This window comes from Pseudoalteromonas sp. A25 (assembly GCF_009176705.1).
In the GTDB taxonomy this organism is placed as follows: Bacteria; Pseudomonadota; Gammaproteobacteria; order Enterobacterales; family Alteromonadaceae; genus Pseudoalteromonas.
Map to the genome: position 1 here is coordinate 1532103 of NZ_AP021846.1, position 23127 is coordinate 1555229.

Below are 23127 nucleotides of genomic sequence, written 5' to 3' on the forward strand. Positions count from 1 at the left end.
AAAGGCGTTTAACTTGCTGAAAATAAACGCTGCTTGTGAGCATCAAAGGGAGTTAATTGCCCATAATCAAGCTTGTATATTCTATCTGCCACATCAAAGTAATGATCATCGTGGCTGATGGCTATCACGGTTTTACCATCACGCTGTAACTGAGGGAGTATTTCTCGATAGAACACTTCTCTAAATACCGGGTCTTGATCGGCAGCCCATTCATCTAGTAACAAGACTTGACGGTTTTCCATATAAAGCAGCACTAATGCTAAGCGTTTTCTTTGACCTTGAGATAAGGCCGTTGTTGAAAGCTTACCTTGCTTGACCGACACTTTATTGTCTATCGCTAAACGTTTGAGGTAATGTGCAATTTTTTCATCGTCTTGGCTACTTCCCTGAGTATCAACAACATCGCTAAATAAGAAAAAGTTAGGGAAAATAGCTGAAAAGCAATTTCTTAACTGCGACCTGTTACTGTCGTTAATCTGTGTACCGTTGAGTAACAGTTGCCCGGCGCTTTGTTGATAAAGGCCCGTTAATAGCTTAGCAAGTGTTGATTTACCGCTGCCATTACCGCCAATTAAAAAGATGAGCTCTCCTTTATATACTTCAAAGTTGATAGGTCCAAGCATAAACCCTGCCTCGCCTTTATTTGTGGGGTATTGATATTGCACTTGTTTTAGCTGTAAAGACTTAAAATCAATGGAGGGCGATTGTGTTGTATCGACAGGTGAGTCATCTTCATTGAGTGCTAAACGATTGATGGCCTGCAAAGCAACATTACCTTTTATAACCGTAGGGATACTATCGAGGATCATAGATAAAGGCGTACGTAAGAACATGATTGCGAGTATGTAAGCGACGACGACATCTTGGCCCACGGACTCAAGTTTAAGACCGGCAAAAAAGATCACGCCAATGATGAAAAAGATAAGCAGAGTGGTCCAATTTAAGTTAATCGCCCAAATTACCTCTGCTTTTGAAGCTTGTTCGCGAGATTCTTGGGCTGTTGGTAAAAATTGCTCGTCAAATAAAACTTGGCGACGTTTTTGGTTAAGTGCTAATTCGTTTCTGCCCTCAACCACGGCTTCATAATGTTGAAAGAGTGTATCGTCTAAGCGTCGCACCTTAGTTAGCATGTGTTGCAAAGAGTTTGTTAGTTTGGCATCCGTCCATATACCAAAAGCCACGACAACACATACCAGCGCAAACAACAACGGTGAAAGCCAAAGCAGATAAACGAAGCCAGCTAACACTAAAAAGACGTTATACATTGCAACAGGTAACTGACGAGTGGCATTTGAGAGCATAGTGACATCACGTGTCAAAATGTTGTATATGTCGGTACTGCCCAGCTGTTCTTGACGTTCAATAGACGTATTTAAAATGCGATTTACCAAGTTTTTGCGCAGTTTAAACACCATGTTATAGCCAATATTAACCAACAGCACTTGAGACCAAACACTACTGGCAAGTAATATGGCCAGTAACCCGATATATAAACCGATTGCACCTGAAAGGTTTGATATACCTTGCTCAAGGACATGGTTAATTCCCGCAATAATGGCAATACCAGCAGAAGCGCTTAGCATGCTGGCGAGCATGGCAAAGGCGATATTAGACTTTGCGTCTTTAAGAAGTTGTTTAGTAATACTCATTATGCACTCACCACGTTATATAAATTGTCAATATTGCTCAATAGCGCCTCGGCCAAAGTTGGCGTATTTAAAATGCCATAGTGATCGGCATCGATATAACTGCTCCACAGAGGTTGCGAGCTGTATTGTTGCCATACCTGCGGACTAGATTGATAGCCGCTGCCATGCCATAGCCAAATAGGTAAATCTAACTTGGTCATTTGGGCCTGATAGAGAATATGTTTACTATGCCAGCGCAGCATAAAGCGTTGCTGCAATGTATTGGGGTCTATGTCATCAAGCATTTGTTCTTGCAGTAAAGGGTTATTCAGCAGCTGTGTCATTGCGCTCTCATAGTCACCGCTTAGGTTTTGTGTGCACTGAGAAGTAATGTCATCACTTATCGCTATATTTTCAGCTTCTAAGTAATGATGAAAATCACCAATCAATTGCTCAGTGCTATCGGCCATGTCAAGTCGCTGAGTCAGGTCAAAGTCAATCACACTAACGGCATTGAGGTTAAAGCCTAAAGCTTGCATTCTTTTTGCCATTAGCATCATTTGTTTTCCACCGAGGCTCCAGCCAATCAGTATCATAGGGTGTGATTTGAGCGCGAGTAGTTGTTCGATGTAATCATCAGTGATGGCAGTGTGATTGTGATGGTGACCTGCGTTGATCAACTCGTAGTTTGGCGTTAATCCAAACAGCGGTGTTGCATTACCTAAGTTGCTTATAAACTGCTTATGGTAATTAAAATGCCCCGCGGTTGAATGCATTAAGACCATTATGGGTTGTGCTGCAGTATCAAGCGTTTTGGCCTTGCTATTGAGTGCAATTAAGCGTTCAGTTTTTGTTGTCGAGTGTTGCTCATTAATATAAGCGGCAATGGCGACGATAGATTGATGCTTAAACAGTAAATCTGTTGGCAAGTCTATGTGCATTTCTTTGCGGATCTTGGCAACCACTTTGATTGCCGCTAATGAGTGACCGCCAATATCAAAGAAATCGGCTGTAACACAGATGTTTTCTTGCTGGAGCACGCTTTGCCAGATTGCTAATACGCCTTGTTCGGTATCATTTTTGGCTGCAACAATCACTTGGCTCTGCTGCGCTTTTGCGAGTGCTCGCAACTGTGCTTGATCTATCTTACCGTTGGCATTAAGTGGTAACTCATTGATGGCATAGATATGGGCGGGCACCATGTAATTTGGCAACTGCTTAGCCAGTAGCGCTTTCATTTTTGACTCATTAAGTTGATGACCTTTTTGCATAGTAACAAAGGCGTGCAATTGCTTATTTTCGCCTTCGCCAAAGGCTTGCAATGTGGCTGTGGCAACTTCATCTTGTTGTAGCAACAGTGCTTGAACTTCTGATGGATCCAAACGGAAACCGCGAATCTTAATTTGTTGATCGCTGCGTCCCAAAATATGAATTGCGCCATTGGCATCAGCAAAGGCCAAATCGCCTGTTTTATATAGCTTTTTATCAGTATTTGGTTGCTTTATGTATGCTTGCGCAGTTCTGTGTGCATCGTTCAAATAGCCGCGTGTAACGTTTTTGCCTGAGATATATAAATCCGCGCTTTGGCCACTAATAGCTGGGCGTAACTGCTCATCAAGTAAGTGTATTTCAGTATCGCCAATGGTGGTACAAAGTTGGCTTTGCGCGTGCTCTAGGTTAACTTTGCCGATGAGTACACCAACGGTTGTTTCTGTTGGTCCATAGTGATTGTAAATACGGCACTGCACGGCAAGTGAGGTTAACCGCTCTATCAAACTCGGTTGAATGGCTTCACCACCGAGCACCAGTACTTGTGAGGGTAAAACATCTTCGCCACTAGCGAGTAATGCTTCCAAATGGGAGGGAACAATTTTTAAACAATCGAGTGGCTGGTGGCTATGGTTGATGTTTTTACAATACTTTGCCAGTGCAAGGCCATCGCTGGCTTCATTTTTACCGAGTATATGTATACAGCTTGCGGTTAGCCAAGCTGGAAACAACATGGTATTGCCCAAGTCGGCCACTAAGGTTGAAATTAAGCCATAGTCACTGTGCGCTGGCAAAGCCAGTTGTTGTGTAATGGCTTGGCTGTAATGGCTGATCTGTTGATGCTCTACCATAACGCCTTTAGGTGTACCCGTAGAGCCAGAAGTATATAAAACATAGGCAAGGTGGTGGGGTAAAATATCCACAGAGCAAAGCGAGTTGGATTGCTGCTTTAATTCATGCAGTGACATCGTGTGTGCTGCGCTCAGTTGTGTTAACTCACCGACGACGATGACAGGGTTTGCATCATCAATAATTTGCTGCAATCTTACTACTGGCTGCTCTGGGTCTAACGGCAAATAGGCTGCCCCTGATTTCATTACCGCCAATAGGGTTACCAATAGCTCATGGCCTCGAGGTAGGCATAACGCGACGATGCTGTCGGCTGAGGCACCATGTGCTTGTAAGTTTGCTGCATACTGATCACTCAAAGTATCTAGCTCTGCGTAAGTCAGCGTATGAGTACCATCTTGAATTGCTATTTGTGTGGGATGTTTTTGTGCTTGTTCACGAAACAACGTAACGAGGGTTATATTGCTATTTACCTGCAACTCATCTTGTTTATCAACCAGTGCCAGCTTATTTTTTTGACAAATAAAACGACCAGATTGCTCGTCGGCTAACAAAGCATTGAGTTGACTAAACTTCTTTTTAGGTTGTGCCAGTGCGGCGGCTAAAAGCTGCTCAAAGTGCTTAAGCGCTCGCGTCATCGCACCTTGGCTGTAATGCTGGCTGCAATAGAAAAGGGAGAATTTTCCTGCACCTTGCTCTACACAGTGATACTCCAGTAATAAGGGATTGTTTGCAATAGCCTGAGCAGTTTGCATTTCAGCCAGACTGTTTTGCTGGTGGTAGTAAAACCCAGCATGGGAGCGAGTATTGGCTAAATTTGGCTGGGTTACAATGTACTCTTGGTAGTCTTTTATTTCTGCAAATAGCTGACTAAAACCTTGTGTTGCGCCCTCAAGATCTGCATTGTTAAGCTCATAAAACGGCACAACCAGTGGCTGAGTGAACAAGCCAAAAGCGTGGCTGAACTCTTCGTAATCGAGGCGACTATCGTGATAGTAATCGAGTTTTAGCTCATTTTGGTCCGCCAGCTTGCCAAGAATACTCGCCCATACATTAACAACTATACTGGCGCTGTCACACTGTAGTTGTGAAGCAAGCTGGTTGAGCTGCATTTGTAATTGTGGCGAGATAGCGCTAGACACCACGTTAGTTTGCGCTTGTAGCTGGTTTAGAGCTGGCGTTTTGTCGATTAACTCAGCGTCAGGCAACTCAGGTAACGACAGCGCTTGCCAGTATTGTTTACCAATTTGGGCATCTTCATCAGCCACTAATTCAGTTAGCCATTCAATATATTCAGGGTATTGAATCGTTTCGTCCAACTGAATATTTGCGTTGAGCGTTTGATATAAGTGATAAGCACTATAATGGTCAAACAATAACGCCGATGCCACCAATTGCACGCTCATACCCGATTGGTGAGGCCAGCACCACACCAATAGGTGTGGGTTTAATTGCGCATATTCTAACTGGGCTTGTTGCTCCATTTTAGTTTTTTTGTGCGCTGTGGTTTCATCGTTAGTACAAGCTAACTCTTGATGATCTCTGACTACAAAGTGCAATCTGGGTGCTTGCACTTGCTGTCTAAGAATATCGAACCCTTGTGGTTTTGCGACAGATGTTGCCAATGCTTGGTGTGACTGCATCAAATTATTCAACTGTTGCTTTAAGAGTTCGGCTGTCATATCGTTCGCAAACTCAAACCAATAACAACGTAATGTGTTGCTGTTATCGTGGGCGATTAATTGCTGTTGGCGAGAAAGCGGCAAGCCTAAATCATGTGTTGTGTTATGCCAAGTGCTCATTATGCGTGCTCCTCGTTTACAGAAAGTTGGCTGTTTTTAACGATATTATTGTGTTGAACTGGTTCGGGAGTTTGCGTATTGGGTGTCTTTATGTGATAAAGATCGCCCATCGCAACGGCAATTTTTCTTTCCCCTTCAAATGGATCTCTGGCGTGCGCTGCGAGCATGTTGTCGAGCATAACAACATCGCCTTTTTGCCAATCAAACCTTACCGCACAGGCTTCATATAGCTCACTGATCACGTCAATCACCTCTTGCTCTAGAGGCTCTTGATCGCCATAACATACGTTACGAGGAAGGTTCTCTATACCGCCTGTTTCTAAGAAATGCTGCTTTACATCTTCTTCAAGAAAGCTGTAATGGTGCAGCTGAATTTGATTAAAAAAGCTCTTTTCATGGGTAATGGGGTGTACGATCACCGCAGGACACACCTGACTGATACGTAAGTTATCATCGCCATACCACTGAAAGTCGATGCTGCTGTCTTTGCATATGCTCTCTACCAGCTGTTTGCTATCGGTTTTAAAGAAGTGCTGCCAGCTAACATCAAGAGAAGAAAAGTTGCGAATATAACAGAGCTGTTTTTCCTCAAGTTTCTCTTTGATGTGCACCGGTAGTCGCAGGTACATTTCGCGACAATCCACTATCGGCGTAGCTCCCCCAACAGCTGCATTTTGGCTGCAGTAAAACCACTGTCTTCTTGGCCACTGGCTTTGGTGTGAGCTTTCGTTGTGATACATGATCATCTGCTCATTTGGATAAGGCGTAGATTTATATATCTTGTTGCCGATGTCATTTTTCGGTAAGTCACCATACATCGCGTATAGCTGCGGGTAGATTGCCAAGCAAAATTGCTCAAACTCCAATGCCGTAGGCAAATTGAATCCTCTAAAAACAATGCCACCATGGGTTTGCAGCCAGTTCATAATTTGTGTTTGGTTTTGTCTTGCCCAAGTTAAAGGGTCAAGGGTGTTGCTTTGACATTCTACCAATAGCGGAAATGGGCGGTCTTGGTGCAGGGGCGCAGCCTTTACGACTTCCTTTGCGCAGGGAGTGTTTTTTAGCTTATTTAATTTATTAAATTTGCTTAGCTTATTTAGCTTGGTTGGTCGGCCGGTGGTAGGCATGTCGCTTACTTCCTTCTGTACATGGTTGTGCGTAAGTAAATTGTTCAGTGGTGCAGTGGGGCTTTTGCAAATTGCGCGCAACAGCTTTACGTATTGTTGACTTAATCGCTCAATGGTTGATTTATCAAATAGTTGCGTGTTAAACACCCAGCTAAGGAACAATGAGCCCGTGTGTTTGTCCTCATTGGCAAACAATGCACAATCAAATTTTGCATGTTGCTGCTCACTATGGATTGGCTCTATGTGCAAGTTGCTCATATTGGGTTGCGTATCGGGTGTGTTTTGCATTACAAACAAGGCTTGAATGAGCGGGTGCATGCCATTGATGCGGGTTGGTTTAGTGGTTTCAACAATTTGCTCAAATGGCACTGACTGGTGCTCAAAGCCATCCAAGCAATGTTGTTTTACCTGATATAAGAAATCGTTAAACCTAAGGGTTGCTTTAGGCTTGAATCTAAGTGGCAACAGGTTAACAAAAAAGCCCAACATATCATGAGTTTGTGCATGCTCTCGGTTTGCCACATCGGTGCCAATTATCATATCTTGGCATTTGGTTTGTTGGTAAATTAAGCTGCTATAGGCACTGATAAGCAACATAAAGAGCGAGCTTTGCTGTTGATGAGCAAGTTTTTTCAGCTCAGTTAACAAGGGTTTATCTATTGTCGCTTCAATACTGCTGCCGATGCTTTTAGCCTGCGCATCACGAGGGCGGTCAAATGGCAAAGCAAGCACATCGTTTGCACCTGCGAGTGCGTGTCGCCAATAGTCGACAGACTCCTGTTGCTGTTTCACTATCCTTGGTGTGTTTTGCCAATAGGCATAATCAAGATAACTCGGCTTTGCTATTAGGTCGGCCTGTAGGGTATCTAAACTTGTACCATTAAGTTGCTGGTATGTATCCATTAAGTCATCGAGTAATAGTGTCATTGACCATGCATCGGATGCGATATGATGTTGAACTATCTGACAGACAACATGGTTCTCTCCCATTTGATACACAAATACACGCAGTGGCGACTCAAGCTCTAAATTAAAGTTTTGATTTGCCGCATGGTTCAAAAAGTGTGTGAGCTGCTGCGGGTCCTCGCTCAAATCAAGCGTGGTAACGGCCACAGCAAGCGCTGGGTTAAACCTTTGCATGGGTTGCTCATCGAGCTGATGGTACGTGACCTGCAAAATAGGATGCTTTTGGGTGACTAACAAAATCGCTTGTTTTAACTGAGGGATTGATAGTTCACCTTTGATGTGCACAGCGGTTTGCATATTAAACCCGGCGCTAGAGGGGTTAAGTTGTTGCATAAACCACAAACGCTTTTGCGCATTGGATAAAGGCAAATAATCCGGTTTGTGGTCGAGCTCACAAAGCAAAGTGATCTTTTGGTACTTCGACGCGCCGATTAGCTTGGCTTGCTCGGCCAAGGTTGGCTGTTCAAACAAGCTTTTAAGTGGGATATCTAAACCCATCTTATTTAGTTGTGCTCGCAGTTGAGCGGCTAATAATGAATGACCACCCAGTAAGAAAAAGTCGTCATCACTTTGCAGGTGGTCAACGTTTAATAGCGTTTTCCAAATCTTCGCAAGCTTTTCTTCTTGCGCTGTAAGTGCTCTGTCAGCGCTGTGGTCAAAGGGTTGTGCATTTACAAGCGCGGGTAGTGCTGCGCGGTCAACTTTACCATTGCTATTTAAAGGAAGTTTATCGAGCGCTTGAAAGCGTTGTGGCACCATGTAATCGGGCAACGTTTTGTGCAAAAACTGCACTAGTGATGCAGTGTCAGGTTCGTTTGCATCACTTTGCGGCACGTAGTAAGCAACTAGCTGTTGCGCTTTAATGACAGCAACGGCTTGGTTAATGGCCTCATGTTGGGTGAGTGCATATTCAATTTCACCGGGCTCAATACGATAGCCACGAACTTTAAGCTGAAAATCTACTCGGCCAATAAAGGTCAACACAGGACAGGAATGCTGTCTTGTCCACTTTACTCTATCACCGGTTTTATAGAGCCGGCCAAAGTCAGGGTGTTCGATAAATACGGCGTTAGATAACTCGGTATTGTGGCGGTATCCTCTTGCCACGACAGGCCCCCCAATATACAGCTCTCCAGGTACACCAAAGGGCGTTAAATTCTGCTGTGAGTCAAGCACATAAAAGTGGTTGTAGGCAATAGGGTTGCCTATAGGCACATGTTTGTCGTCGACTTGTTGTATTTGATATGCAGACGACCATATGGTGGTTTCTGTTGGACCATACACATTTGTTACGCTTTGACAGTGTTGCTGTAATAACACAGCCAACTGAGCTGGTAACGCCTCGCCACCACATACTGCATTAACTTGTGCTAATGGTTGCTGCGCAGTGAGGTTTTGTTCATCGCCAGTCAGCATACTCCAAGTAGCGGGCGTCGCTTGCACTAAATCAATTTGGTATTGCTCGATAAGCCCAAATAGTTGTTGGCTATCTTTTTGCTGATCTTCATTTGCAATTACAACGCTTGCGCCAGTTGCTAAAGGCAAGCATAGCTCTAAGAGCGCAATATCAAAGGTGATTGTGGTTAAAGCAAGGGTACGCTTAAAGCATGGAAGTGTTTGTTCGATGGCTTTTAAGAAGCAAGCAAAATTGCCGCGCTCAATTTCAACCCCTTTTGGTTTTCCGGTCGAACCAGAGGTATATAAGGTATATGCCAGCTGTGTTGAACTTGTGGTTAATTGCAAATTATCATTAGGTAGGGCGCTTAACTGAGCGTTTAAAGTATCAAGCTCGATAACTGGGATGTCTGTTTTAAACACGCTGCTTAACGATGTTTGCGTCAACAAAAACTGTGGCTGCGCATGCTCTACAATATATGCCAATCGAGCAGGGGGCTGCGTGCCATCTAGCGGTAAATATGCCCCGCCTGCTTTTTGTATTGCCAAAAGTGTTACTAGCATTTGATAGTTACGTGGCAAGCAAAAAGCGACCAGTTTTTCAGCACCAATACCGCGACCTTTTAGATAATGAGCAAGCTGGTTGGCATCGTTATTTAATTGCTCATAGCTGTAGTGTTTGCCACCGGCTATTACCGCGCTTTTGTCACCTTGAAGCCTTACTTGTTGCTCAAACCGGGCAATAAAATCGTCTTGCTCTGCGATGGGCGCTTGACTGAGAGCCGCGCTAAATTGATCTGTGGTTGCCATACTTAGCGCTTTATCAACCGAGTTCACTGTCAAAGCCGACAATGGTGTTTGCTGGGCCTTTGGTAGCCAACTTAAGATACTGAGGTAATCTTCAAATAGCTGTTCAATGGTATGAGCACCAAACAAGTCGCGATTATATTCAATTTGAACAACCAAATTGTCACGGCGCAGCAGGTTAAAGCTGAGTTCAAATTTGGTATTGACCTCATTATGCTCAAGTGCTTCAAAATTAAGCCCCGGCAATGATAAATCGCGCTGTTTTAATTGGTCATTCTGATAGTTGAATAGCACTTGAAACACCGGAGGTCTTGCTAAGTTTCGGGCCGGTTGCAGTGCGTTAATCAATGTTTCTAAGGGCATGTTTTGGTGCGCTAGATCAGCCTGAAGCGCCTCAATATGCTGAGCTAGCCATTCACTTGTAGCAAGTTCAGGTTGAATTTGCGCGCGATTAATTACGGTATTAATAAATACACCCACAATATGCTGGCTTTGCGCATCTTCTCTGCCACTCACTGGAATACCTACGGCAAAGTCATTTTGCTGCGTATAGCGCCACATAAGTAACTGGAAGCCCCCAAGCAATAAGCTAAATGGTGTGGTATTAAGCTTGTTGGCGTAGTCATCTAGTTGCGTAACAATGCCTGGGGCGATAGCCCACTCTTGTGTTGCGCCTGCATAAGTTTGCTGGCTAGGCAAAGGCTTATCATAAGTCAGCGCAAGTTGCTGCGGCATATTTGCTAAGCGCGTTAGCCAATAGTCAGATAGGGTGTCGTCGATGCTTTGAGATTGCTGACGAATACACCAATCAAAGTAATTGGCTTGCGCTTCTAAATGCGGGGTGGGCTCATGATCACATTGATATAGCTTCAATAAGTCTTGGATCAATATGCCCATTGACCAGCCATCAGTAGCAATATGGTGGATATTGAACACCAAAATATGGGTATTCGCTTTGTTAGTGATTGGGAGTAGATTGATACTGATCACCTTACCGGTGCTTAGGTCAAAAGGCTGACGTACAAGTTGTAATGCTGTATTTTGTGCAGCTACTTCATCCATAGCAGCATAGACTGTGAGTGGCTGATACGTGTCTATTAACTGTTGGAATACATCGTCATTGGTTGTACCTGATATGTATTTGGTGCGCAGCATGGCGTGTTTTGTGACCAACTGTTGGCAAGCCGAGGTTAGCCTTTGCAGATCAATATTACCTGTCACTTTAAACGCAGCCGGCAGGTTGTAAGCGGTATTTTGCGGCTCAAGTTGTTGTAAAAACCAGATTCGCTTTTGTGCAGCAGACAAAGGCTGAGCTTGCGTTAAGTCCACACAAAGCTTTGCTTGTTGAGCTGGACTTTCTGATGTGAGCGTAGCTGCGTTGTTATTTGCTGAATCGATAGAGGCCGCAAGTGACTGTGCTGTTGGGTTTTGTTGTAGTTGCTTGGGTGTCACCATTATATCTTGGCGCTTCGCCAGTGCGATGAATTGCAAACTTAATATTGAATCGCCGCCACGGGTATAAAAATTATCTTGCACCGAGAGTGAGTCATCGCGCAGGACATGTTTAAACAAAGCAAGAATTTTTTCTTGATGCGCTTGTGCTTGCTCGCTTAATTGCACTTTGTCACTTTGATTGCTTACAACGGTATTGCTTAAGGTGGTAATTGCTGCCGCTGCGATGTTAGCCAGAGAACGATGCGTGATAATGTCTTTTGGCGTTAATTTCACCCCTTGATTAGCAGCTAAGCCAATCATTTGCAGGCTCATGATTGAGTCGCCACCGAGAGCAAAGAAGTCATCGCTCAGTTTTATTTGCTCTACTTTAAAGATTTGTTGCCAAATTTTTGCGAGGACTTGCTCGACCTCAGATAACGGGCGGTTTGACTGAAGCGTAGTGGCCTGATTTAAGTTTGGTAATGGTAAGGCTGTGCGGTCAATTTTACCGTTGTTATTTAACGGTAATGATTCTAAAACTTGCCAATGATCTGGGTGCATATAATCGGGTAAAGCGTGGCTCATAGCTTGCTTTAACGTTGCAATGATTTGCTGCTCATCGGTAGTCGATTGCGCGAGTGTTAACCACGATATCAGTTGTTCTTTGCCAGACTCAGTGGCTTTTTGTAGCAGCACTATGGCGTCACTGACTTGTGGCTGCTGACATAGCCATTGGCTAATTTCGTTCAATTCGATGCGGAATCCACGACGTTTAACTTGGTCGTCGCTGCGGCCCATAAATTCAAGCAAGCCAAGGTGATTGATGCGCACAAGGTCGCCTGTTTTGTAATAACGTGGGCCGTTTTCAGGCTGTATAAATGCCTGTGCAGTTTGCTCTGGGTTATGCCAATATCCCTGCGCTAATTGGTTGCCACTGACACATAATTCGCCTAGTGCGCCACGTGGTAACAGTTGGCCTTGCTCATTTCTCACCGTAATCGAGTTACCCGGTAAAGGAGTGCCAAGTGGCGCAACTGAGCTTAGGGTAGAGCGCAAAGCGTTGGTTAATGTGGTTGCACTAATGCCTACGGTACTTTCACTTGGACCATAATGGTTTACAACGTTGAGCTTGGGCGATAACTCTTTGATCCGAGATAGTACGTTTTGATTAAGCCCTTCGCCGCCTAAAAAGAGTGTGTGCTTGGGCAACATACTTGCTGGGGTTTTTACACTCAACAGTGCGTTCAAATGAGAAGGGGTGATCTTTAAACAATCTACCGGATGTTGTGTTAAAAAGTCAGATAGGGCGTTGGGATCTGCAATGGTATCGGCGCAAGGCAGCACCAAGCACTGACCTTGATAAAGTGCACCCAATACTGAGGTCAAACCGAGATCGGCGGCAACGGTCGCCAAAGTGAGCCAACGACTGCCAGAAGGTTGTGGGTATTGTTGTGCGATGGCTGCGCTGTAGTGACTTATCGCTTGATGAGAGACCACAACGCCTTTAGGTTTGCCTGTAGAGCCTGATGTGTAAAGAATATAAGCTGGGTCTTGTGGCGAAAGTGAATATGCACACAGTGCATGCGGTTCGTTTTGTGACACTGAGTTAACTTGCACATAATTAACTTGCGCAATAGATGGGATATCGTAGTGCTGGTCACTCAGAATGAGTTTTACCTCAGCGTCATGGCAAATGTGTGCAAGTCTGGCAGCAGGCTGTTTTGGGTCGAGCATCACACAGACGGCACCCAATTGCCAACTTGCAAGCATTAAGGTCACTTGTAATGGGGTGCGTGGCATAATGATGGCCACATTGTGATGTGCTTGTACGCCTTGTTGTTGCAGCCACATGGCCGCTGATTTAACACTGTCAGCCAATTGCGAATAAGAAATGCGTTGATGACCGTCAAAAAGAGCTAATTGCGCCTCATTTTGGCTGTTGCTTGCAGCAAATTGATGTATGCGCTGCGTTAGCAATTCAGGTGTATCATTAAGTGCTGGGCCATCTATTTTACTTTTACTGAGCAGCGACGCGACATCAGAAAACGTGTTGTGTGGGTTGCTCAAACAACTGCTAAGTAGCGCTTTAAAGTCGACTAGCATTTGTTTTATGGTTGATGGTAAAAATAGCTCTGTGCTGTACTCAAAGTCTAAACAAATTGTTTGATCTGTTTGCTCAAACACTCTTAAAGTAAGATCAAAGCGTGCACTATTTTGCGCCATATTAACTACAGAGCCCTGACTCTCGCCCAATGTCACGGTTGTTTTACTTGCCAACCCCACATGAATAAACATCACGTTAAACAGTGGTTGAGTAGGCGCGCCGTTGCCATCATTGAGCAGGTTTGCCAAGTGTTCAAAAGGGTAGTCTTGATTATCGAAGGCATCGGTTGCTGTCTTTAGGCAAAGCTTCAAAGCCTCCTTAAAGCTTGTTGTTGGACTAAGGCTATGGCGAAGTACCAGCGTATTCAGTAATGGTCCGACCAAATTGCTCAGCTCGGCCCGAGTTCTATTTGCAATAGAGCTTGCTAAACAAAAATCGTGTTGATCACAATAGTTGCCAAGCAGCCAGGCAAAAACGGTTTGTAGATAGACATACAACGTAGAGTTTTGCTGTGTAATCGCACGTCTAAGAGCGGCGCTGATGTCTGCATCTAAAATTAACTGCTCAGCTTGCCCCTCAAAAGTACGTTGTTGAGTTGCAGGAGAAAAATCAAACGGTAGTGCAAGCGGCACTGGTAAATCTTGTAGCTGTTGCTGCCAATAGCTTTGTTGTGCTTGGTAGTCTTCGCTTTTTAGCCATTGGTGCTGCCAAGTTGCATAGTCTTGATACTGAATGCTTAACGGTGCCAACGTGTCGTTTTGGTTATTTGCAATAGCAGCGTAAAGCTGCACTAATTCTTGATTAAAGATATCAAACGACCACGCATCAAAGGCCACATGATGAATTGTGACAAATAACCAATATGCATCTTGCCCTTGAAATAACGATACACGGAACGGAACTTCGCCAGTTAAATCAAATTGATAGTTTTGCTGTTGTGCAAAGTAGGTATTTAGCCATGCGTCATGGTTGCGGTTTTGCTCTTCGGTTAATGGCACAGGGGTTAAATCTAACACCCCCTTTTGTTGTTGATAGGTATACCAGTTTCCTTGCTCATTTTGCTTAAAGCAGGTCGTCATCACTTGGTGGCGCTCCACCAACTGCGATAATGCCTGAGCGAGTATGTGTGGATTAAGTTTTAAATCAAATTTAACCACAGTACATAGGTTGTAAAGTGCACGCTCTGCCATCTTTTCAGCGATTAAAAACCGCTGCTGAGCAACCGAAAGTGGGTAGCTTGACTGTTGAGTTTCGACGATAGGCAGTTTCCAGCTATTAATGCCTTGTTGTGCAAGCTTTTGGCGAAACAGCTGTTGCTGTTTCGGCTCGAGTTTATTCAGTCGCTGTGCTATCGATAAATATTGAGATTGCTGCATGGGGGTTACTCTTGATCCTCAAATTCGTTTAATAGTTGCTCCATAAAGTCCAATTCATTACTTTGTTGCCCTTGAATGTCTTCAATTTGCATGGCAATCGCTTGGATGGTTGGGGAGCTAAATAAGCTGTGTAAAGACAGCGATAAATTAAATTGTGTTTCTATCGCACTGATAAGCTTCATCGCCAAAATGGAATGTCCACCTAGTTCAAAAAAGTTGCTATCCATGCTGATGTGCTCAACGGGCAGGTTGAGTAATTGCGACCAGATCTCAACGAGTGTTTGCTCGATGTCAGTGCTTGCCTGTAGCACTGTTTTTTGATGGTTAATAAAGTTTGGCTCTGGTAGTTGTGCTTTATTGATTTTACCGTTGCTGCTCAGTGGCCACTGCTCAATCGCAATATAATGCTCTGGCACCATGTAGCTTGGTAGTTGGTTGTGTAAATGCTCTTTTAAGTGCTCAGTTAGATGGGCAATTTCGCCCTCGCTTTGCTGTTGCAACATCAAATAGGCAACCAAACAGGGTTCATTGCGATGATTTGTTTTGACTGCTACTTGTGCCGTGTTAATGGCCTGATGTTGGTTTAAAACAAACTCAATTTCACCCAATTCAATACGTAAACCACGAATTTTGACTTGATGGTCTAAGCGACCTAGATAATCAAAGTTGCCATCATCTAAGATGCGAACAAGGTCGCCTGTGCGATATAAACGCTGGTTTTGTTGTGTTGCAAATGGGTGTTCAATAAATTGCGTCGCATTTAGCTGTGGACGATTCAGATAACCTTGCGCCAGACACACACCGCCAATATACAGCTCACCCTCAGCTCCCATTGGTGCCAGTTTAAGGTGTTTATCAAGCACCAGCAGTTGGGTGTTCTGTATTGGTTTACCAATAGGAACTAACTGTCGCTCTGACTGTGCTTGGCATTGCCAGTGGCTAACCACAACAGAGGCTTCAGTGGGTCCGTACAAGTTGTGCAATTGTGCATTTTGGCCGGGTTGTGCAAAAAAGTTCTTTTGCAGTTCGTAGCTCAGTGCTTCGCCGATACAAAATACTTGTTTTACAGATTGGCAACGGAGCCAATCGCCATCGCTGAGCATTAAACTCAACATGGATGGGACAAAGTGTAAGTGGCTAATTTGTTGCTGTTCAATTATCTGAGTGAGATAACGGGCATCTTTGTGGCCGTCTGGTTTGGCGATCACCAAAGTTGCTCCACTGATGATGGGCCATATAAACTCCCACACCGACACATCAAAGTTATAAGGTGTTTTTTGCAACACTCTGTCTGATTGTTGCAGTGGATATTGCTTTTCTAACCACTGTACAAGGTTAACTAATCCTTGATGGTTACACATCACCCCCTTTGGTTGACCTGTCGAGCCTGATGTGTAAAACAGGTATGCGTTAGAGAGCGCGCTTTGAGGGCGCTTATGCGCAAGAGTCGCGTGGCTGTATGTATCGAGCTGGTTAACAAATGCTGGCGTATCCACGGCAAACGTTTGGCAATAACTTTGGTTAAACTGCGCGTCTAAAGCGCTTTGTGTGAGCAGTAACTTTGCATTGCTGTCGGTCAAAATCGTGTCTATGCGTGCTGGTGGTAAATTAACATCCAGTGGTAAATATGCCGCCCCCGCCTTTAAAATGGCCCATATTGCAATCACCATGTCAAACGAGCGCTCCATGGCAATGGCAACATAATCGTTGTGCTCAACACCTTGCTCAATCAAATATCGCGCTAACTGGTTAGTTTTTTCATCAAACACTTGATAGCTTATTGACTGGCCCTCAAAAATAAGCGCGTCATGTGACAAGTCGTCCATTTTTGCAAGCCGTTGCGCCAGTAGCTCATAAACACAGGTATCATGCGCGTAATCAACAGTTTGTACATGGTGCGTCAATAACTCAGCTTGTTCGCTTTGTGGTACGACCGAGTAATGCATAATGGGTTGGGTGTGTTCCTCAATAAGCGCATGTGTTAATTGTGCTAATGCGCTTAGCATGTATTGCTCAATTCGCTGTGCACACAACGGCTGCTGTACTTGAATATTAAGTGAGAAATCATCCCCATAATCGTCTACGGCAATAGTAAACGGGTAATTTGTGCGCGCTTTTGGATCGATAAATTCCAAGCCAATTAGACTGTTATTAGCGTCTTTAACCTTTTTCTGGGTCTGTCGGTAGTTGAGCAGGCTCGTAAACAGCGGTGTTTCTGCATTGAGTTCACTGTGCTGCTGAATTTGAGATAACGGAGATTGCTCATAGGGTAGTAACGCCATTAAATTTTGCTGAGTTTGTGTTACTAATTGCAGTGCTGTTACATCAGACAAGGTTAAGCGCAAGGGAAGGGTATTGATAAACATGCCAAGCATGCTTTCACTGCCTTTGGTGCCTTGTAGACGCCCAGACATCACGGTGCCAAACACCACATCTTCTTTATTGCTACATGCAGCAATCACCATGGCAAAAGCGCTATGAAATAGGGTGGCAGGGTTTAACTTTAACGCTGTCGCGACAGTGCGGATCTGTTGCCCAAGAGTGGCGTCAAGTAACGACTCTAGTTCATTCAGTTGATTGCTTTGAGATTGCTTTAGCGTTAACGCAAACGGAATACTTGGCTCACTAAACCCTTTCAACTGCTCTGAGAAAAAGCGTTCTGTATCGTGACTCTGTTTTGCTTGTTGGCGCAGTAGTTGTGCAATAAAGCCTCGGTATTGGATTGGCTTGGGCAACTGCTGTTGTTGACCTTTAAAGCACATTTCGAGCTCTTGTTGTACAATCGCCATGCTGACATGATCAGAAATAATATGATGATCTAGCAGCCTGATAACAAATTCATCATTACTTTTATCATGGGCGGCACTGACTTTGAGCAAGGGGGCTGTTTGTAGGTCTAAGTTTAGAATTTGGTGAGCATCTCTATGCTGCATCTGTGCCAGATAGTCTTTTGTCGGGTCAAGCTCAATCCATTCAACAGGGAGCGTTGCTTGGCGACAGACAACTTGTACAGGTTGCGATAGGTGCTCCCATAAAATTGCGGTTCGAAGCGTGTCGTGGCGCTCGATAATATGATTAATGCCAGCGATAAATTGCTCAAAGCGCGCTTTGCCTTTAATTTTTAAGTAAGCGGGCGTGATATATGGGTCTTGATCTTTATTAAGCCTATGGTGGAACAAGATACCTTCTTGTAATGGCGCAAGAGGGTAAATGTCTTTGATATTTGCCAAACCGCCATGATGTTGGGCAATGATTTGGTTAATATCTGATTGTGAAAGCGTGATAAGTTCTATCATTTCAGGTGTTAGCTGAGATAACCCTGTTGGCAGCGACTTATCGTCATAAATACTCTGCTCGCCAGCTTGCACTTGCTCTAGTTTAAGCGCGAGTTCTTTTAATACTGGCGATTTAAATACCTCAGCAGCATTAAGTCGATAACCTTCTTTTTGTAATGCAGTGATCACTTGCATAACCAACAGTGAATGACCACCCAATTCAAAAAAGTGCGCGTTTCGCTTTATTGGAGTAATGCCAAGAATGCGCTGCCATATTTGTGCAAGTAATTGCTCTTGTGCAGTTTCAAACGTGAGTTCTGGACTGCGACTAGGTTGCGCGTTCACGACTGCATCAATGGGTTGTGGCTTTGGCTTTTGTGGTTCAACAAAATGCATTTTTTGTGGTTGTTGCCAAATCGGCTGTTGTAACTTTTGACATTGCGCAAGGTAGTGCTTAAGCATTGACTCATTACTCTTGCTTGCTAGTTGTTGGCAAAGGGCTGAGATAGCTATTTGCAACTCTTGCTCAATCTGCTGCGCAAATAGCCCTTTACTGAGCTCTAGTGTTAAGGAAAATTGCTCGGTATTAGCAATGTCATCTACAGATAAAGTGAATGGATAATTACCATCAACATTGACCAGTTGCACATCATTTAGTACTTGCTGGTGACCGGTATTATCCTGTTGTTTAATCGCGTGACGATAATTCAGTAAGGCACTGAACAGCGGCTGCTCACCTGGTAGCTGACTTGCGCGCTGTGCTAACGCCAAAGCGCTTTGCTCATGAGGAATAAGCGCCTCGAGTTGTTCACGTGTCAGTGTTATGAGTTGTTCTGCCGTTAAATGTGTCAGGTTTAATCTAACCGGAAGGGTATTAATGAACATACCTAACATGGCTGCTGTTTGGTCGGCGTTTTGCATGCGACCCGATAACACCGTACCAAACACAATATCACTGCGACCACTTGCTCTGGCTACAACAAGCGCCCATGCACTGTGAAAGAAGCTGGCAGGGGATATATTAAATTGACGCGCTAAGTGTCTAATTTGCTGCGCGGTAGGTTGGTCTAGGTTATGTTTGTAATGGCTGATGTCATTGGCTTTACCTTGGGTATTACTCAGTTGGTAAGGCAAAGTTGCAAAATCTACATCTCCAAGCAGTTGTTTAAAGTATTGTTGTGCCGCACTGTGGTCGTGCTTTATTGCACGCGCAACAAACTCCTTGTACTGCACCGCTGCTGGTAATGAAGATGCTTGCCCAGACAAATAGGCACTTATTTCGTTAAAGATAATTTCAACACTTATCTGATCGGACACAATATGATGCTCGATAAACATCACCGCAAGCTTGCCGGTTGTGTGGTCTTTGGCAACTCGTAGCTTAACTAGCGGGCACGCTTCTAAGTCAATTACAGGGTCATCGGGGCGCGCGCATACTTGTTGATGTGCTAACAAGGCGTTACAAATAGACGTTGTGTTCTGAGTGTCGTTTGCAAGTTCTACCCATTCAACACTCAGTTGCGCTTGTCGGTGCACCAATTGCACGGGCTTGTCCAGTTCGCGCCACATGATGCTGGTGCGCAATACTTCATGTCGGTGGATCAAAAAGTTAAAGCTCTCAACTAGCTTGTTAAGCATTGCTACGTTTTCCACCTCGAGTAACGCCTTAACAATATAAGGGTCGTTTTGAGGCGATAACATATGGTGAAATAAAATACCTTCTTGCAGCGGTGCCAGAGGGTAGATATCTTGGATGCTTGTCGCTCCCTTTGGCACTTTTGCAACCACTTCATCAATTTGTTGCTGCGACAAATCTAACAGCGGCAGCATGTCGGGGGTTATCTGTTGACAACCTTCTGGAATTAACCCTCCAACAGGCTCTTTAGGAGTGAATACTATTTGCTCGTCACGGGTGATAGCTTGGGCAAGTAGTCGCGGTGTCGGTGTTTTAAAAAGTTGCGCAGCACTGATGCTCAAGCCTTGTTGTTTTAGCGCTGACATCACTTGAATGACCAGCAGGGAGTGCCCGCCTAAGGCAAAGAAGTTATCGTCTAAAGCGATTTCTGGCACGCCTAAAACTTTCTTCCAGCTGTTGATGACCGTCTGTTCGGTTTTACTAACAGGCGCTTGCTCTAGAGGCTGTTGCGCTACTCGCTCTGATAGTGTGCTCGGATCTGGTAAGGCCTTCTTATCGATTTTACCGTTACTGGTCAGTGGCAGTGCATCGAGCTCGATAATAACCGCTGGGATCATATATTCAGCTAACTGGCTCGCCAGTTGTGCACGTAATTGCTTGATATTTTGCTTTTCGGTTGCCGTTATGTAAGCGGCAAGTGCTTTATCACTTTGTGGCTTTTGCCATGGAACAACAAGGCATTGAGTGATGTTTTGTTGCTGTTGGATAACAGTTTCAACTTCTGCCACTTCGACTCGATAGCCACGGATCTTCACTTGATCATCTTTACGACCATGAAACTCAATAAGCTGGTTTTGGTTTAAGCGTACAAGATCGCCGGTACGATATAGACGCGTTGTTTTGGCAAATTCACAAGTCACAAATGCTTGTTCTGTTTGCTCTGGTTTATTGAGGTACCCTCTGGCAAGAGAAGGGCCGCCAACATATAGCTCACCAATTACACCTTGCGGCACAGGGCGCCGCTGCGCATCTAGAATATAGATATCAGTATTGATATTAGCCTGACCAATAGGGATCTCACCGCTATCAAGGTATTGATCCGTGAGCTCAAAGCCAGTAGCAGTCACTGTGGTTTCAGTTGGTCCGTAAGTATTGATAAGCGCCGGGCCGCTCAGTTGTTTAAACCAATGGTTTACTTTTGCAACTTGTAATGCTTCTCCACCGACAATAACCAGACGTAGCGTTTGTGCAATTGTCTCATGTGGGTAGCTGACCAGCTGGTGCCAAAATGCGGTGGGTAGGCTCACAACAGATATGTTGTGTTGCTCACAAAAGTTGAAAAAGTGCACGGGATCGCTGACGCAGTCTTGATCTCTTATCACCAGTTGTGCACCGAAGCACAGCGAGCCAAATATTTCTTCGATAGAGATATCAAAGTTAATCGTAGAAAACTGTAAAAACGTATCTTGCGGATTGATTTGATATCGGTGTTCAATATTGAGCAAAAAGTTAGCCAGTTGCTGATGCTCAATCATGACACCTTTTGGTTTGCCAGTTGTTCCTGAGGTGTACATAACATAAGCAAGATTCTGTGAGCTAATAGTAGGTAAAGTACGCTGCTCAGTACTTGCCTTTATTTGTTGAATAAACTCAGGGCTATCAATGGCGAGTAGGTTACTATTTACACGAGCAAAAGCATCATTTTCGCTAAGCGCTTGCTGTGTCAAGATAACCTCAAGCGATGCATCTTCTATCATGTACTCAATTCTGTCTTTGGGGTAATTAGGATCGAGCGGCACATAGGCAGCACCTGCTTTTAGAATCGCCATAATTGCCACAATCATGTCTGTACTTGGCGTAAAACTTACGCCAATTAGACTGTTCGACTTGATTTGTGTGTAAGCTAATAAATACTGAGCCAAGTGCGTACTTTGCAGGTCAAGCTCGCGATAGCTTAGTGTTTTGCCTGCCCCTTTAACTGCGATGGCATTAGGCTGGATGTTTACCTGCTCTGCAAATAACGTCACAGCATTAGCTTGAATTGGCGCAGGGCACTGTGAGCACGTTGCTTGTTTGGCGAGCAATGTTGGCTCGATATCACGCAATTGTGCCGTGTGCGGATTGGCAAGCTCTGCGATGTTGATCAGTAGTTGCTTGAAATGACTGAGCATGGTTTGCACGGCCAAAGGTTCAAAGTCAGCACAGCGATATGTTAGCTCTAAATGTAATGTCTCTTGAGGAAGTACCGTAACTGTGAGTGGGTAATTGAGATCTGAGCGGTTTTGTATTGCACTGATCTCAAAATCTAGATTGTTAAAGTCCAGCGCTTTGTCCATTGGCGCATTTTCGTAAACAAAAATACTATTAAACAAAGGTTGGTCGCCTAACTGGCTATATTTTTGAATATCTGTCAGTGCGGTTTGTTCATACTCGCGCAGTGCTAGATTATTTTGTTGTAAATGTTGCAGCCACTGCTTAAAGTTTTGTTGCTCATCAATCGTGACTCTCAGTGGTAACGTGTTGATGAACAACCCGACCATACTTTCAATATTGAGTAAGTCGATTGAGCGTCCAGCAACGGTAACTCCAAATATCACATCGCTATTTTGCGCATAACGAGCCAATGTTTGCGCCCACGCACCTTGTAGTAAGGTGTTAAGGGTCACTTGCAGTTCGTTTGCAACTAAACGCAACTGATTTGAAGTGGGCAGATCTAATTGACAAATTACATCTTTGCTCAGGGATGTATGCGCCTCACTGGCAAAACGGTTTGTTTGCATAATGCCCAAGTCGGTGGGTGTGTCGAAGTCGGCTAACTGTTGTTGCCAAAATGCTTGTTCGGCCTGCGTATTTTTGTTTTTGCTCAACCAAGCAATATAGTCTTGATACTTTGGCGCACTGTGTAAGTTTAATGGCGTACCGTCAGCAAAGTGACGATATAGCTGTAAAAACTCCACCATAATCAGTGAAAAACACCACGCATCCATCAAAATATGGTGGTAACTGCGGATAAACTGATAACGGTTATCATCGAGTTGTGCCAAAGTGACATTCATTAATGGCGCTTGATTAAAACTTAATCCTTGTTTGCGCTGTTGTGCTAGCAGCTGCTCGGTTTGTGTTTCTTGTTGTTCAGCGCTTAGGTGGCGCCAATCTAAAAACTCAAAAGGCAAATGGACATTTTTAAATACCACTTGTAAAGGCTCATCTTGAGTCTCATGTACAAATGCACTTCGCAACACCTGATGGCGCTCAACAACGGCTTGCCATGCTTTTTCAAATGCAGCGACATTTAAATTATCCATGGTCATGATGTAGCGGTATTGTTGCAAATAGATACCGCTATTAGGTTGCATTAAGGTGTGGAATAACATGCCCTGTTGCACCGGTGTTAGCGGGTAAATTGTTTCAATGTTCTCGGCTAATGCCTTCAGTGACTTAGTTAAAATAGTCGTCATG

The 23127-nt window shown here is 44.3% G+C and carries 4 protein-coding genes; all 4 read right to left on the reverse strand.

Going from position 1 to position 23127, the window contains the following annotated elements; all coding sequences use genetic code 11:
* Positions 1-8 precede the first annotated feature (8 nt).
* The 4 genes from GDK41_RS06610 to GDK41_RS06625 are packed head-to-tail and all read right to left on the reverse strand — an operon-like array spanning position 9 to position 23126.
* Positions 9-1649, reverse strand: a complete 1641-nt coding sequence (locus GDK41_RS06610; RefSeq protein ID WP_152085663.1) for a cyclic peptide export ABC transporter — start codon at positions 1647-1649, stop codon at positions 9-11.
* Complete coding sequence (locus GDK41_RS06615) at positions 1649-5548, reverse strand: non-ribosomal peptide synthetase (RefSeq protein WP_152085664.1); 3900 nt, start codon at positions 5546-5548, stop codon at positions 1649-1651. The genes GDK41_RS06610 and GDK41_RS06615 overlap by 1 nt, the downstream gene beginning before the upstream one ends.
* On the reverse strand, positions 5548-14757 hold the full coding sequence (locus GDK41_RS06620) for a non-ribosomal peptide synthetase (RefSeq protein WP_152085665.1): 9210 nt from the start codon (positions 14755-14757) through the stop codon (positions 5548-5550). Before GDK41_RS06620 ends, GDK41_RS06615 begins: the two co-directional genes overlap by 1 nt.
* 5 nt (positions 14758-14762) lie before the next feature.
* Positions 14763-23126, reverse strand: coding sequence for a non-ribosomal peptide synthetase (locus tag GDK41_RS06625; protein WP_172971565.1), 8364 nt, complete (start codon positions 23124-23126; stop codon positions 14763-14765).
* Position 23127 lies beyond the last annotated feature (1 nt).

Excerpts from the sequence above, each read along its gene's own strand:
- GDK41_RS06615 (WP_152085664.1), bottom strand. The coding sequence starts at position 5,548 with ATGAGCACTTGGCATAACACAACACATGATTTAGGCTTGCCGCTTTCT.
- GDK41_RS06625 (WP_172971565.1), bottom strand. The coding sequence starts at position 23,126 with ATGACGACTATTTTAACTAAGTCACTGAAGGCATTAGCCGAGAACATT.
- GDK41_RS06610 (WP_152085663.1), bottom strand. The coding sequence starts at position 1,649 with ATGAGTATTACTAAACAACTTCTTAAAGACGCAAAGTCTAATATCGCC.
- GDK41_RS06620 (WP_152085665.1), bottom strand. The coding sequence starts at position 14,757 with ATGCAGCAATCTCAATATTTATCGATAGCACAGCGACTGAATAAACTC.